The 13925-nt window shown below is 58.1% G+C and carries 15 protein-coding genes, 1 tRNA gene and 1 riboswitch; of the genes, 8 read left to right on the top strand and 8 right to left on the bottom strand.

The features are described from left to right. Window positions 1–88: 88 nt before the first annotated feature. Together PHQ58_RS03270 and PHQ58_RS03265 are read left to right on the top strand one after the other, a co-directional pair. The gene (locus tag PHQ58_RS03270; protein WP_300106840.1) at window positions 89–706 is read left to right on the top strand and encodes an RNA pyrophosphohydrolase; all 618 of its coding nucleotides are present in this window, start codon (window positions 89–91) and stop codon (window positions 704–706) included. Beyond that, a complete protein-coding gene (locus tag PHQ58_RS03265) occupies window positions 699–1214 on the top strand; it encodes a CNP1-like family protein (protein WP_300106837.1) in 516 nt (171 codons plus the stop codon). Before PHQ58_RS03270 ends, PHQ58_RS03265 begins: the two co-directional genes overlap by 8 nt. 1 nt (window position 1215) lies before the next feature. On the opposite strand, the gene proB is transcribed toward PHQ58_RS03265, so the two are convergent. From proB to rplU, 4 genes are all read right to left on the bottom strand, one after another. After that, a complete protein-coding gene (gene proB / locus PHQ58_RS03260) occupies window positions 1216–2352 on the bottom strand; it encodes a glutamate 5-kinase (protein ID WP_300106833.1) in 1137 nt (378 codons plus the stop codon). A 51-nt stretch (window positions 2353–2403) separates the two neighbouring features. Further along, window positions 2404–3492 carry an Obg family GTPase CgtA gene (cgtA, locus tag PHQ58_RS03255; protein ID WP_300106829.1) on the bottom strand — a complete coding sequence of 363 codons (1089 nt, stop codon included), beginning with the start codon at window positions 3490–3492 and terminating at the stop codon, window positions 2404–2406. 178 nt (window positions 3493–3670) lie between these two features. Then, window positions 3671–3928: a 50S ribosomal protein L27 gene (rpmA, locus tag PHQ58_RS03250; RefSeq protein ID WP_300106826.1), complete on the bottom strand. Its 258-nt coding sequence runs from the start codon at window positions 3926–3928 to the stop codon at window positions 3671–3673. A 12-nt stretch (window positions 3929–3940) separates the two neighbouring features. After that, on the bottom strand, window positions 3941–4252 hold the full coding sequence (rplU, locus tag PHQ58_RS03245; protein WP_300106823.1) for a 50S ribosomal protein L21: 312 nt from the start codon (window positions 4250–4252) through the stop codon (window positions 3941–3943). Window positions 4253–4464: 212 nt separating this feature from the next. Here rplU and PHQ58_RS03240 point away from each other — a divergent pair, with 212 nt between their 5' ends. Next, entirely contained in the window at window positions 4465–5394 is a 930-nt protein-coding gene (locus tag PHQ58_RS03240; protein WP_300107279.1) for a polyprenyl synthetase family protein, read from the top strand. A gap of 18 nt (window positions 5395–5412) precedes the next feature. Then, window positions 5413–5489: transfer RNA gene (locus PHQ58_RS03235), tRNA-Pro, on the top strand. 86 nt (window positions 5490–5575) lie between these two features. On the opposite strand, the gene PHQ58_RS03230 is transcribed toward PHQ58_RS03235, so the two are convergent. Both PHQ58_RS03230 and PHQ58_RS03225 read right to left on the bottom strand, forming a co-directional pair. Then, entirely contained in the window at window positions 5576–5851 is a 276-nt protein-coding gene (locus tag PHQ58_RS03230; RefSeq protein WP_300106820.1) for a DUF1653 domain-containing protein, read from the bottom strand. A gap of 17 nt (window positions 5852–5868) precedes the next feature. Then, window positions 5869–6444, bottom strand: a complete 576-nt coding sequence (locus PHQ58_RS03225; RefSeq protein WP_300106817.1) for a hypothetical protein — start codon at window positions 6442–6444, stop codon at window positions 5869–5871. Window positions 6445–6664: 220 nt separating this feature from the next. Here PHQ58_RS03225 and PHQ58_RS03220 point away from each other — a divergent pair, with 220 nt between their 5' ends. From PHQ58_RS03220 to PHQ58_RS03210, 3 genes are read left to right on the top strand one after another with little or no spacing between them, the layout of a single operon-like run. Then, window positions 6665–7270, top strand: coding sequence for a CDP-alcohol phosphatidyltransferase family protein (locus PHQ58_RS03220; protein WP_300106814.1), 606 nt, complete (start codon window positions 6665–6667; stop codon window positions 7268–7270). Next, window positions 7267–8055 carry a DUF3047 domain-containing protein gene (locus PHQ58_RS03215; RefSeq protein ID WP_300106811.1) on the top strand — a complete coding sequence of 263 codons (789 nt, stop codon included), beginning with the start codon at window positions 7267–7269 and terminating at the stop codon, window positions 8053–8055. The genes PHQ58_RS03220 and PHQ58_RS03215 overlap by 4 nt, the downstream gene beginning before the upstream one ends. 42 nt (window positions 8056–8097) lie before the next feature. Beyond that, window positions 8098–9165: an FAD-dependent oxidoreductase gene (locus tag PHQ58_RS03210; protein ID WP_300106808.1), complete on the top strand. Its 1068-nt coding sequence runs from the start codon at window positions 8098–8100 to the stop codon at window positions 9163–9165. Between the two features lie 144 nt (window positions 9166–9309). Here PHQ58_RS03210 and thiC read toward each other — a convergent pair whose 3' ends face one another. Continuing rightward, window positions 9310–11190, bottom strand: coding sequence for a phosphomethylpyrimidine synthase ThiC (gene thiC / locus PHQ58_RS03205; protein WP_300106806.1), 1881 nt, complete (start codon window positions 11188–11190; stop codon window positions 9310–9312). Between the two features lie 131 nt (window positions 11191–11321). Further along, window positions 11322–11425: riboswitch (TPP riboswitch) on the bottom strand. A gap of 141 nt (window positions 11426–11566) precedes the next feature. Continuing rightward, on the bottom strand, window positions 11567–12583 hold the full coding sequence (locus tag PHQ58_RS03200; RefSeq protein ID WP_300106803.1) for a class I SAM-dependent methyltransferase: 1017 nt from the start codon (window positions 12581–12583) through the stop codon (window positions 11567–11569). A gap of 141 nt (window positions 12584–12724) precedes the next feature. On the opposite strand from PHQ58_RS03200, the gene PHQ58_RS03195 reads away from it, so the two are divergent. Continuing rightward, the gene (locus PHQ58_RS03195; protein ID WP_300106800.1) at window positions 12725–13888 is read left to right on the top strand and encodes an alpha-hydroxy acid oxidase; all 1164 of its coding nucleotides are present in this window, start codon (window positions 12725–12727) and stop codon (window positions 13886–13888) included. Window positions 13889–13925: the final 37 nt, after the last annotated feature.

Genomic DNA, 13925 nt, shown 5'->3' with positions numbered 1-13925 from the left:
CGAATCCAGCAAGTTGTCAGGGTTATGTCTCTTGATGCACCGCAAGGGCTGTGCATAATGAACGCAATTTAAAAATTGGGGTTTGATTATGCTTGACCGTGACGGCTATAGGCCCAACGTCGGCATCGTCCTGCTCAACCAGAAAAATCAGGTGTTTTGGGGCAAGCGTATTCGAACGCACTCCTGGCAGTTTCCGCAGGGTGGCATTGACCGGGGTGAGACCCCCGAACAGGCCATGATCCGTGAACTGCACGAAGAAGTTGGGCTGCAACGCGAACATGTTCGCATTGTGGCCCGCACCCGTGACTGGTTGCGCTACGAGGTGCCAGACCGTTTTATTCGCCGCGATTCGCGCGGTTTTTACAAAGGCCAGAAACAGATCTGGTTCTTGCTGCAACTGGTGGGCCACGACTGGGATTTGAACTTGCGCGCCACCAGCCACCCCGAGTTTGATGCTTGGCGCTGGAACGAGTATTGGGTACCGCTGGATGCCGTGGTGGAATTCAAGCGCGGCGTTTATGTGACGGCGCTCACGGAATTGTCACGCTACCTGCCCCGCAACGAGCACCGCAACCGCTTTCTGCGCCAAGGCATTCATCCGATCGAATCTGACCAAATGTGCGCAGACATGCCCGGCGCCACCTTCGAATTGCCCCCAGGTGCGACTTATGAGCCAGACCCACAAATTGGAAATCACCATGCGTAAGCCCCACCCCTTGACCCGATCAGCACTGTGGCTGAAACGCTGCATGCTGGCGGGGTTGGCGCTGGGCGCGTTGGGCGTTCAGGCGCAAGGCTTAACCGACAACCCGGACTGGAAAGAAACCGAAGTACCAGCACCGCCGGCCTTCAGCAAAGACCATCTGCTTGCCATAGAGATGCCTCATTACGTGAGCCTGAAGTTTGGCGTAGACCCAGCCACGCTGGCGATCACGTCGGACGGCATCGTGCGTTACGTGATGGTGGCGACCAATGCCAGTGGATCGGTGAACGCCATGTATGAAGGTATTCGCTGTGCCACGGGCGAGGTCAAAACCTATGCCCGAGCCAGCAACAACGGCGTCTGGTCTGTGGTCAAAGAGCCGCAGTGGCGCGATTTCAGCGACAACTTGCCCTCCAAACACGCCATCGCTTTTGCGAGGCAAGGCGCTTGTGATGGCCGCGCTGCAGCGGCAAGTTCGGCGGCTGACATCATCAAGGCGATGAAAAAATAGCCTATCGGCTTAACACCATGTTGTCGCGGTGCACCATTTCAGGTTCAGCCAAATAACCCAGCAATCCCTCAAACGCACTGGAAGGCTTGCGGCAAATCAGGCGCGCCTCTGAACTGGCGTAATTTGCCAAACCCCGGGCAATTTCAACACCATTGGTGTCACGAATGGCGATTACATCGCCGCGTGAAAAGTCGCCCTCAACTGCCGTCATGCCAATCGGCAGCAAGCTGGAGCCGTCACCCTGCAACTTGGCCACAGCCCCGTTGTCAACCGTGACAGAGCCGCGCAACTGCAAATGGTCGGCGATCCACTGCTTGCGCGCCTGCGTTTTTTGCGTGGGCGCCACCAAAAGCGTGCCAATGGCCTCACCCTGACTCAGGCGCAGCAAGGCATCAGGTTCACGACCCCAGGCAATCACAGTCGACGCACCCGAGCCCGCCGCGCGCTTCGCGGCCAAAATCTTGGTGATCATGCCGCCACGGCCCAGACTGGACCCAGCACCACCGGCCATCGCCTCCAGCGCGGCGTCACCCGCCTGCGCCACGTGCACAAACTCTGCAGCAGGGTCTTTGCGCGGGTCAGCGGTGAACAGGCCTTTTTGGTCAGTCAGGATGACCAACGCATCAGCTTCCACCAAGTTGGCCACCAGCGCACCGAGCGTGTCGTTGTCGCCAAACTTGATTTCGTCGTTGACCACGGTGTCGTTTTCATTGATGACCGGCACCACGCCCAGCTTTAACAGAGTGAGCAATGTGGAACGGGCATTGAGATAACGCTCACGGTCAGCCAGATCAGCGTGTGTCAACAACACCTGGGCGCTGCCCAGGCCGTTTTCGCGCAGCTTGGTTTCATACATGTGCGCCAGGCCCATCTGTCCCACAGCGGCGGCGGCTTGCAGCTCATGAATTTCGTGCGGACGCGTGACCCAACCCAGGCGCTTCATGCCCTCGGCAATGGCACCGCTGGAGACCATGATGACCTCGCGCCCACCGCGCACCAGCACGGCCATTTGACGGCACCACTCGCCAATGGCCACTTCATCCAGCCCACGGCCATCGTTGGTGACCAAGCTTGAGCCCACTTTGACGACGACGCGCCGGGCATCACGCAAGGCCGTATTTTCAGATTTTTGAGCCATTTAGACCTCTAGCCCTTATAAAACAAGCGCAAGTAGCTATCTTATTTATAGCTACTGAGCCGCATCAGGTGCAGCTTCAGCTTCCACCACGAAACGCGGGTCGATCACCTCTGGCGCCTGTTCCTTCTTTTGCTGGGCGCTGATGTGTTTGAACACCGTCTTGATCAAAGGCTCGCAGCCCTCACGCGTGAGCGCTGAAATTTCAAACACCGGGCCCTTCCACTTGAAGCGCTTGACAAAGTCTTTCACCAGCGCCTCGCGCTCTTCCTTGGGCACCATGTCGAGCTTGTTGAGCACCAGCCAGCGCGGCTTGGCGTACAGCGCCGGGTCGTATTTTTTGAGCTCGTTAACAATGGCTTTAGCCTGCGCCACGGTGTCCACTGCGTCGTCAAACGGGGCCATGTCAACCACGTGCAAGAGCAAACGGGTGCGCTGCAAATGGCGCAAAAACAGATGCCCAAGACCAGCGCCATCGGAGGCACCTTCGATCAAACCGGGCAAATCCGCCACCACAAAACTTTGCTCTGGCCCAACCCGCACCACGCCCAGATTAGGGTGCAAGGTGGTAAACGGGTAGTCGGCGATGCGCGGACGGGCATTGGAAATGGCGGTGATCAGCGTTGATTTACCTGCATTGGGCATACCCAGCAGGCCCACATCGGCCAGCACCTTCAGTTCCAGCTTGAGTTCGCGCTTTTCGCCCGGCCAGCCGGGGGTCTTTTGCCGCGGGGCGCGGTTAATGGCGCTCTTAAAACGCATGTTGCCAAAACCGCCGTCGCCACCTTTGGCAATCGTGATGACCTCACCGGGTTTGAGCAACTCAAACAGCACTTCGCCAGTTTCTGCGTCACTGATGATCGTGCCCACCGGCATTTTGAGCGTGATGTCGTCGCCAGCAGCGCCAAACATGTCTGAGCCCATGCCGTGTTCGCCGCGTTTGGCGTCGTGTCGACGCGAGAAGCGGTAATCCACCAGGGTGTTCAGGTTTTCATCAGCGACCGCGAACACGTGGCCGCCGCGGCCGCCGTCGCCGCCATTGGGGCCGCCAAACTCTTTGTATTTTTCATGCCGAAACGAGACGCAGCCAGCGCCACCGTCTCCTGCGGAGATGTCAATGTAGGCTTCGTCAACGAATTTCATGAGGGGGACCTTTATAAGCCGGGACTCACACAAAACTGCTTTGCACAGACTGCAAGAACAATGGCTGCAGCTTGTGGTGCGCCGAGGCAGCACCACGCTGCCGAAGCAGTTTTGAGTAAGTCCTATAAACGAAAAACCCCGCGCCAAGCGCAGGGTCTTGGGTGAGCATACCCAGCAATTAAGCTGTGGTCACGCTCACTGTGTGGCGATTGAGCGCACCTTTGATGGCAAAAGACACATGGCCTTCTGTCAATGCAAACAGGGTGTGGTCTTTGCCAATACCGACATTGGTGCCGGGGTGGAATTGTGTACCGCGTTGGCGCACGATGATTGCGCCAGGGCTGACCAATTGGCCACCGTACATCTTCACACCGAGCATTTTGGGCTTGGAATCGCGCCCATTTCGCGTCGAGCCGCCGCCTTTTTTGTGTGCCATGACTCCTGCTCCTTATGCGGTAATCGCGCCAATCAGCAGTTCGGTGAACTGTTGACGGTGACCTTGACGTTTTTGATAGTGCTTACGACGGCGCATTTTGAAAATGGTGACCTTGTCGTGTTTACCATGCGTCACAACCGTGACACTTACTGTTGCGCCGGATACCAAGGGTGTGCCAACCTTTAATTCTGCGCCGCTACCGACTGCAAGAACCTGATCGAACACAATTTCCTGGCCTACATCCGCAGCAATCTGTTCTACTTTAATTTTTTCGCCAGTAGCAACTTTATATTGTTTGCCACCAGTTTTTATGACCGCGTACATAATAACCTCTTAAAAATGCTCCGCAAACGAATTTCCGCAGAGCCCGAGATTATTACACAAGCCAAGAAAAATGCCAAGCCGGCATTAAAACCTGCGCAAACCCGCAGCCGATGGCATACAGGCTTTCTATAATCCGCGCAACCAACCGAGCCACCGTTTTGCACGCTATTCACACTCAAAAAACAAGCCCTTTGGCGATCATTGCGCAGGACATGCGTGAGGTTGACCAGGTCATTGCGCAGCGCCTCGACTCTGGCGTACCTTTGGTCGGTCAAGTTTCGCGCTACATCATTTCTGCCGGCGGCAAACGACTCCGTCCGGTGTTGCTGCTACTGATGTGCGGCGCGCTTGGCTTCAAAGGTGCGCAGCGCTTCAATCTGGCTGCCGTGGTGGAATTCATTCACACCGCCACACTGTTACATGACGACGTGGTGGACGACTCTGCCCTGCGCCGCGGCAATGCCACCGCCAATGAAACTTTTGGCAACCCGGCCAGCGTGTTGGTCGGTGATTTTTTGTACTCACGGGCTTTCCAAATGATGGTTGATGCACAAAACATGCGCATCATGGAGGTACTGGCAGATGCCACCAACATCATTGCCGAAGGCGAAGTCATGCAATTAATGAACATGCACAACGCGGCACTTGATGAGGCCGGCTACTTGCAGGTGATTCGCTCCAAAACCGCCAAGCTGTTCGAGGCTAGTGCTCGCGTTGGCGCCATTCTGGCAGGCGCTGATGCAAAAACGGAAGCTGCTTGTGCCGAATACGGGCAAGCCTTGGGCACAGCATTTCAAGTGATCGACGACGTGCTGGATTACACCGGCGATGCCGCTGTAATGGGCAAAAATTTGGGTGACGACTTGCGTGAAGGCAAAACCACGCTGCCATTGATCGCAGCCATGCAACGCGGCAACGCAAGCCAGCGCGAACTGATCCAAACCGCGATTGAAACCGGCAACATTGACCTGATCGGCCAAGTGGTGGCCATTGTCTCAAGCACTGGCGCGCTGGACGTCGCACGCGAGGCAGCAGCGTCAGAAGCGCGCCGCGCCATCAGCGCCGCCGAACAGCTGCCAGACAACGAACACACGCGCTGCTTGATACAATTGGCAGCTCAATTGCTTGAGCGTCAGTCGTGATTCTCAAGAGTAAAAAATCGGAATGTAGCGCAGCCTGGTAGCGCACTTCGTTCGGGACGAAGGGGTCGGAGGTTCGAATCCTCTCATTCCGACCATATAAATCAATGGGTTAACTCAATATGCGAGTTAGCCCATTTTGCTTTGTGGTTACAGAAATTGAATTTGGCCACACTGCCACAATTCACGCACAAACATCGCTGCCAAGGTAGCCCCCATCAGAGACCGCGACAAACCGCCGCACCGCACCGTGTGCGGTTGCAACCATATCATCAATCTCAGCCATGGGGCGCATCCACGTGACGTCTTGGCTGTCGCCCTGATGGGGCTTGTACAGCACACCAGGTTGCAGGGTCGCCTCAATCAAACAGGTACCGACAACGGTGTAGAGTCCGCCCTTGTAATGTCGAAGCAGTGACCCTGTCTTAAAGCGACCGGGGTGAATGGCATTAGGGGTCATTGCTTGCACTTAGTCGCCTATTTTTTTGCAGCTTTCGCAGCGGCTTCCGGTTTTGACGCCGCGGACGCAGGTGGCAAGCCCAAATGTTTGACCATCGCCTGCTCAAGTGCTTTCACTTTGGGCTCTACCATCGCCTTGGTTTCGGTAACCAATTTGTCAGCCAGGGCTTTTTGCAACTCACCGCCCATTTGCTGGTATTTGCGGTTCACTGGCGACTCCAGAATGGCAATCAGTTGCGTCAGCTCTTCCTCTGTGAAACGCTGATCCAGCAGCACCCCAACGGTGGACGGTGCCAACTTGACCGCTTGCTGACGCACCAACGGGCCCACTTCGTCAGCGTACTTTTTCAGATCTGCCTGAATGTCTTTGGCCACGGCTTCGCGCTTTTCAGGCGCCACGCGGGTTTGCAGCGCCACGCCGGCCTGCTGCATCATTTGCACGGCTGGGCGCTCGGCCAACACTTGCGCCGTCTGCTCAATAGCCCCTTGCTGCAGGGTCAGAATTTTGGCAATCAAATCTTTCTTGGCTCCTGTGGCTTGCGCCCCAGCCACCCCACACACCACGATCAAACTTGCAACACACCATTTTTTCAAAGAAATTCTCCCGGTTGGTTCATTCACAGCCAAAGCCTGACACCATCGCGCAAGCAAAATTGCCCTGCGTCAGGTTTCAGCCACACAATTAAGCTTAACCGATGCCGCCCTTGACCCGTCATGACCCCATGCCATCACATTCAGTGGCATCGACTAGCCCGCCAAGCGGCCGCGCGACTGACGCCGCTGGCTGCCCAACTTTTTTAGATCTTCTGCCTGCATGTTCGACCGCTCCGCCAGCCTTCTCATCAAGCCCGTGATCAACCGTCTGGCCAGGCTCGCCCATGACGCTGGCTTGACGGCCAACCAGCTCACGCTGGCGGGATTTGCCATCGGCCTATTTGCTGCTTATTTAATAGCTACTAGCGAATATATTGAAGGGGCTACAGCCATATTTATCTCAAGACTCTGTGATGCATTAGATGGCGCTGTGGCACGTTTGACCCGCCCCACGGATGCCGGTGGTTTTTTGGACATTGCCCTCGACTTTGTGTTTTACGCCAGCATTCCCCTGGCTTTTGCGGTGGCCGACCCAGCCCGAAACGCGCTGCCTGCGGCGGTGCTGCTGGCCGCCTTCATGGGTACCGGAACCAGTTTTCTGGCCTTTGCCGTGCTGGCGGCCAAGCGCGGCATGGCCAACCTGGCTCACCCCAACAAGTCGTTCTATTTTTTGGGTGGACTGACCGAAGCCACGGAAACCCTGGCCTGTTTTCTGGCGATGTGTGTGTGGCCGGAGTTTTTCATTGAGCTGGCTTACGGCTTTGCCGCGCTGTGCGGCATCACCACCGTGACCCGTATCTGGTGGGGCTGGAGAGCGTTTCAATGAGCCATTACGCGATCATCCAAAGCCCTAAAGCCACTCTATATTTAATAGCTGTTTGCGCTTTATGTATATGGCCTAGAGCCTCGTTTAGTCAAAATATTCTAAATGCAAGCCAAGCGCAGCAGTCGATACCTGCCCTGGCACCATTTGCCAGCCCAAGCTCCAGTGCACTTAACCCGGCCTGGAAACTCACCGGCTTACCAAGGGGCAAGGCGCCGCTTACCGAATTTGAACCGATCACGCTGGACGGCGAGGGCGTGCTCCAGTTGCGCAGCCAAGCCTCCTATGGCGTGCTGACCCACAATTGGCAGGGCAACACACCTAAAACGCTTAACTGGCGCTGGCGGCTGCAACTGCCCCTGAACGCAGCCGACATCCGGACCAAGGCGGGTGACGATGCTGCCCTGAAGGTGTGCGTGATGTTTGACCAACCCATCGCTGACATCCCGATTTTTCAACGCGCCGCATTGAACCTGGCGCGCACAGCCACCGAGCAAAACCTGCCCAACGCCACGCTTTGCTACCTGTGGGACAGCCGCTACCCGGCAGGCAGCCGGGGCGCGAACCCTTACACCGCTCGGGTTCGCTACATCGTGCTGAACGGCACCGAGACGCCCATTGGCCAATGGGCCAGCCAGAGCCGGCACGTGTCTGAAGATTTCGCTTTGCTGTTTGGCCAGGAAAGCCAGGCTCTGCCACCCATCACCGCCATTGCCGTGGGGGCCGACAGCGACAATACGCAAGGCAGCAGCCTGGGCTACTTGGGCCGACTCCACTGGCTGCCCTAGTCTTCCTGACTTGTCCCGCAACCTGAATTCCACCCACCGCAAATGAAACACCTGGTGATGCTCGGCGCAGGCCATGCCCATCTGCACCTGCTGTCTACCCTGGCTGCGCAACCGCTGGCCGGGGTGCAGATCACGCTGGTGGCGCCCTACCAGCAGCCGCTGTATGTTGGCATGCTGCCGGGTTTTGTTGCGGGCCATCACACAGTACAAGACTGCGTGATCCCGCTTGAGCGCTTTGCAAACAACCCGGCCGTAACCTGGTTACAGCGGCATGCCGTCAACCTTGATGCGGTCGCACGCACTGTGACGCTTGACGACGGCAGCACCCACACCTTCGACGTGTTGTCCATCAACCCTGGCCCGATGCTGGACAAGCAAAAAACTGAGCAGATGATGCCAGGCGCACGAGAACATGCGCTTTTTGCGCTGCCACTTGAACCCTTTGGCGCGCTCTGGCCCAAAGTGCTTGAATTGGCCCGGCAAAAGCCCTTGCGCTTTGCCGTCATCGGCGGTGGTGCCACCGGGTTTGAGCTCGCCTGCGCTGTGGCGCACCGCCTGCCGGCATCGTCGGTCACCCTGCTCAGCGGTGACGCTGCGGTGGGCACCAATTACCCGGCCGCAGTGCAATCCATGATGCTGCAGGCGCTCAAGGCTCGCGCCATTACCGTGATTCAGGAACGTGTGGTTGGCATTGGCGCGGGCGAAGTGACGCTGGCCAGTGGCGCGCGCCTGGCCAGCGACGTGCCGATCATCGCCACCGGCGCTCAGGCACCCGAGTGGTTGGGCAACAGCGGTTTGGCGCTGGATACGCAAGGCTTTGTGGCGGTAGACGTTTATCAACGCTCTGTTAGCCACCCGCAGGTGTTCGTCGCCGGTGACGGGGACACTCGTGTCGACCTGAATCTGTCGCTGATCAAAAACCTGCGCGCCGTGCTGGCAGGCATTGAACCCAGCCCCTGTGCGCCACAAGCCAAAACCTTGAATTTCTTGGCCTGCGGCAACCAACGCGCCATTGCCAGTTGGGGCAACTGGTCCGCACAGGGACGCTGGGTTGTCTGGCTTAAAGACTGGAGTGACCGCCGGTTCATCAAGGCCTACAGCAGGGGCTGAAGGCACGGCACACTTTCAGCCACCCAAGATGGCGCAGCGGGCAGGTCTGAATACCGTAGCCGCCCTGCCCGCCAACCCAAACATCTGTTGACTGCATAAGTTGCCCACTCTTGAACCGACGGGCAACTAACCGCCAACGCTCTTTCAGCGCTTGATGGCTTCGATGGGTATGTAGATTTCGCCCCCGGTACGCTTGAACGCCGCAGACATGTCAGCCATGCCATCAGTGACGGCCTGCGCCTCAGTCACACCTTTGTCTTTAGCGTACTCGCGCACTTCTTGCGATATTTTCATCGAGCAGAATTTCGGTCCACACATGGAACAAAAATGCGCCACCTTGCTTGAGTCCTTGGGTAAGGTCTCGTCGTGGAAGTTGCGCGCCGTGTCGGGGTCAAGCGACAGGTTGAACTGGTCCATCCAGCGGAACTCGAAGCGCGCTTTGGACAGCGCGTCATCACGCGCCCGCACGCCGGGATGGCCCTTGGCCACATCGGCCACATGGGCGGCGATCTTGTAGGTGATGATGCCGACCTTCACGTCGTCGCGGTCCGGCAGACCCAGGTGCTCTTTCGGTGTCACGTAGCACAGCATGGCGGTGCCGAACCAGCCGATCATGGCCGCACCGATGCCGCTGGTGATGTGGTCGTAGCCGGGTGCGATGTCGGTGGTCAGGGGCCCGAGCGTATAGAAAGGCGCTTCGTGGCAGTGCTTGAGTTGCTCGGTCATGTTGGCCTGCACCATGTGCAGCGGTACGTGGCCCGGGCCTTCGATCATCACCTGCACGTCCTGCTGCCAGGCTTGCTGCGTGAGCTCACCCAGCGTGCGCAACTCGGCAAACTGCGCTTCGTCATTGGCGTCGGCACCCGAACCGGGCCGCAAACCATCGCCCAGCGAGTAGCTCACGTCGTAGGCCTTCAGGATTTCGGTCATTTCATCAAAGTGGCTGTAGATGAAATTCTCTTTGTGGTGCGCAATACACCACTTGGCCATGATCGAGCCGCCGCGCGACACGATGCCAGTCACTCGGTTGGCCGTGAGGTGGATGAAGGCCAGGCGCACACCGGCGTGCACGGTGAAGTAGTCAACGCCCTGCTCGGCTTGCTCAACCAGCGTGTCTCGGAAAATTTCCCAGGTCAGGTCTTCGGCCACGCCGCCCACTTTTTCCAGCGCCTGGTAGATTGGCACGGTGCCAATCGGCACGGGCGAGTTGCGCAAAATCCAGTCGCGCGTGGTGTGAATGTTGCGACCGGTGGACAGGTCCATGACGGTGTCCGCACCCCAGCGCATCGACCACACCAGTTTTTCGACCTCTTCTTCGATGCTCGACGTGACCGCCGAGTTGCCGATATTGGCGTTGATCTTGACCAAAAAATTGCGGCCAATCGCCATCGGCTCCACTTCGGGGTGGTTGATGTTGCCGGGGATGATGGCGCGGCCACGGGCCACTTCATCGCGCACAAACTCGGGCGTCATCACGCGCGGAATGCTGGCGCCAAAGCTGTTGCCAGCCAAGCGCGCTTCGCGCTCGGGGTTGCCCAGGTACTGTTCCATCCAAGCCAGCTTCTGGTTCTCGCGAATGGCCACGTATTCCATCTCGGGGGTGATGATGCCTTGGCGGGCGTAGTGCATTTGTGAGACGTTGCCGCCCGCTTTGGCCCGACGCGGCGTGCGCTGCAGCCCCGATGCTTGCTCACGCAGGGCAGCGACTGCTTCAGACTCGCCATTTTTCAGGCCGTCATCCAAGGCATAGGGTGTGCGGCCAGTGTAGGACTCGGTGTCGCCACGGGCCTCGATCCATGGGCTTCGCACGGTCGGCAGACCCTGGCGCACGTCAATGCAGGTAGCGGGGTCGGTGTAGGGGCCAGAGGTGTCGTACACCACCACGGCTTCGCCGTTGCTCTGCATGATTTCACGCATCGGCACCTGGATGTCGGCTTGGTGGCCGGGCACGTAAACTTTGCGCGAAGCCGGCAAAGGTTCGCGCGTGAGGCGCATCAAATCGATGAATTTGTCGGGGGCGTTCATGGCGGCAATCTCCTGAAGTGTTGAAAAAACAACTCGGGAAAACAGCCAACCAACATGCAAACGAGACAAGAACAAACGCGGCCCACCACAAACGCAACGCATCGACCCACATCGATGCCCGGCAATGGCAATGACCTAACGCTTGGCACTTCTTACGCCGGTATCAACCGGATCAAGTTCGCGGGTTTGGAAAACCATCTCAGTGCTGGCAAGCAGCACACCCCGGGCGAGGAGAAGTTTACGCGATGTCCTGGCACCGCAGGCCAGCGCTCAGCTCACCCGCTGCCAGACCCCTGCGTTCAACCACTGCAAGCAAATGCGCGGCAGCACCACTGGGCTACTTATCGCCGTTTTTCCTCTACTGAATGGTAGAAAATCAAAACTGCAATACCAGCGTTTTCAATGGAGGTTGTCCGTCGGTCGAAGGAAAGTCGGCACCCGGCGCCAGTAGCTGGCAGTCGCGCACTGGCCGCCCCAGCTTGTCGGCGCAGCGCAGCACCTGCTCGCGCCAGTCGGCCATGGCCACCTTGGCCAGGTTGTTGCAGCAAATTAAGACGCCATCGTCAGCCGTGGCCAGAATCGCAGGTTTGAGCAAACTCTGGTAGTCACGCAGCAAATCAACCGTGCCGAACGCACTTTTTGCCCAGGCTGGGGGGTCAAGCAACACCAGGTCAAACTGGCGCTGCTGCAGTCGCGGATAGTTCGGGAGTTGATGGCCGCGCCGGCCCCCCACCGGCAGACCAGCCAGTTGGCGAATGGCCGGAAAGTAATCGGACTGAACAAACTGCATGCCGATCAACGCAGGATTCAGCGCCCCGTTCTCGCGTCCGACCGCCAGATTGCCATCGGCAAAATCCAGATTGACGACTTCGCGTGCGCCACCCGCTGCAGCACATAAACCGACACCACAGGTATAGGCAAACAGGTTGAGTACCGACTTCCCGGCGCTGTGTTGCTTCACCCAGCCGCGAGCGTTGCGCAAATCTAGAAAAAGCAGTGGGTCCTGCCCGGCATGGCGGCCCCGTATGCGGTAGTTAAGCCCCCATTCATGGCCAATCAGGTCGGCCAGTGCGGCTACCTCGGCCTGGTAGACCGGATCGTTCCGATCGATCCGGGAGTTACCCTGCGAGCGGTCGTTGTACACCAGCAGCAGAGGCTCATTAAGGGTGCGCCCGCACTGGTCAGCCAGTCGCTGCAACTGGTCAGGCGGCAGGCTCTGGTGAAAACTCTGCACCAACAACTGCGGCCCATACCGGTCAATGGTCAGCCCGCCGGCGCCCTCCTGACTGCCGTGAAACAGGCGATAACAGTCGGTGCCTTGCTGATGCAAGTTGGACAGCAAGGTCTGACGGTTTTCAAGGGCTGCGCTAAGCGCATGGTCGATAGAGGTCATGCGCAAAGGCTCGTGAATGGGCAACAAGCAAAGTCTACCAAGGAAAGACCGACAGAACCATGCACCGCTCTTCAGTGCGCACACAATGACGCGAGCCACGTAACATGCAGCACACCCCATCAGGCCATAAGGATTTCAGCCATGCCCATCATCACCAACATTGAAGACCTGCGCGTTTTGGCGCAAAAACGCGTGCCACGCATGTTTTACCAATACGCCGACTCCGGCAGCTGGACCGAATCCACCTACCGCGCCAACAGCGATGATTTTCAGAAGATCAAGCTGCGCCAGCGTGTTGCCATCAACATGGAAAACCGCAGCACCGCCAGCACCATGATCGGGCAAAAAGTCGCCATGCCGGTGGCCATTGCACCCACCGGCTTGACCGGCATGCAGAGTGCCGACGGTGAAATCAAGGCGGCCAATGCGGCCAAGAAATTCGGCATACCGTTCACGCTGTCGACCATGAGCATTTGCTCGATAGAAGACGTGGCCAAAGAGACCGGCGGTCACCCGTTCTGGTTTCAGCTTTATGTGATGAAAGACCGCGATTACATCGAGCGCTTGATAGACCGCGCCAAAGCCGCCAACTGCTCAGCGCTGATGCTCACGCTGGATCTTCAAATCATCGGCCAGCGCCACAACGACATTCGCAACGGTCTGTCAGCCCCGCCCAAACTGACCGCGCGCAACATCCTCAACATGATGACGAAGCCGCGTTGGGGACTGGGCATGTTGGGCACGCAACGCCGTGGCTTTGGCAACATTGTGGGCCACGTCAAGGGCATTGAGAACATGGGCACGCTGAGCGAATGGACTGCCAAACAGTTTGACCCAGCCTTGAGTTGGAACGATGTCGAGTGGATCAAGAAACGCTGGGGTGGCAAGCTCATCCTGAAAGGCATTCAGGACGTGGAAGACGCGCGCCTGGCCGTCAACTCAGGCGCCGACGCGCTGATCGTCAGCAACCACGGCGGGCGCCAGTTGGACGGTGCGCCCTCCTCTATTTCGGCCCTGCCCGCCATCGTTGACGCGGTCGGCAACCAGATCGAGGTGCACATGGACGGCGGCATTCGGTCAGGCCAAGATGTACTGAAAGCCCGTGCCCTGGGTGCCCGTGGCACCTACATTGGCCGCGCCTTCCTCTATGGTTTAGGCGCCATGGGCGAGCAAGGCGTGACAAAAGCACTTGAGATCATCCACAAGGAGCTTGACTTGACGATGGCTTTTTGCGGGCGCACGCAGATCGATGCCGTAGACAAGGGAATTTTGTTGCAGGGAACGTACCCGACGATTAGCCAATGACTGTCTTCGCTCCGCCTAAGGCGGGGCGAAGCAGTGC

It is taken from the genome of Rhodoferax sp. (genome assembly GCF_028688795.1).
GTDB lineage: Bacteria > Pseudomonadota > Gammaproteobacteria > Burkholderiales > Burkholderiaceae_C > Rhodoferax.
The sequence above is the reverse complement of the archived record's forward strand: the minus strand, read 5'-3'. Positions and strand labels throughout refer to the sequence as shown.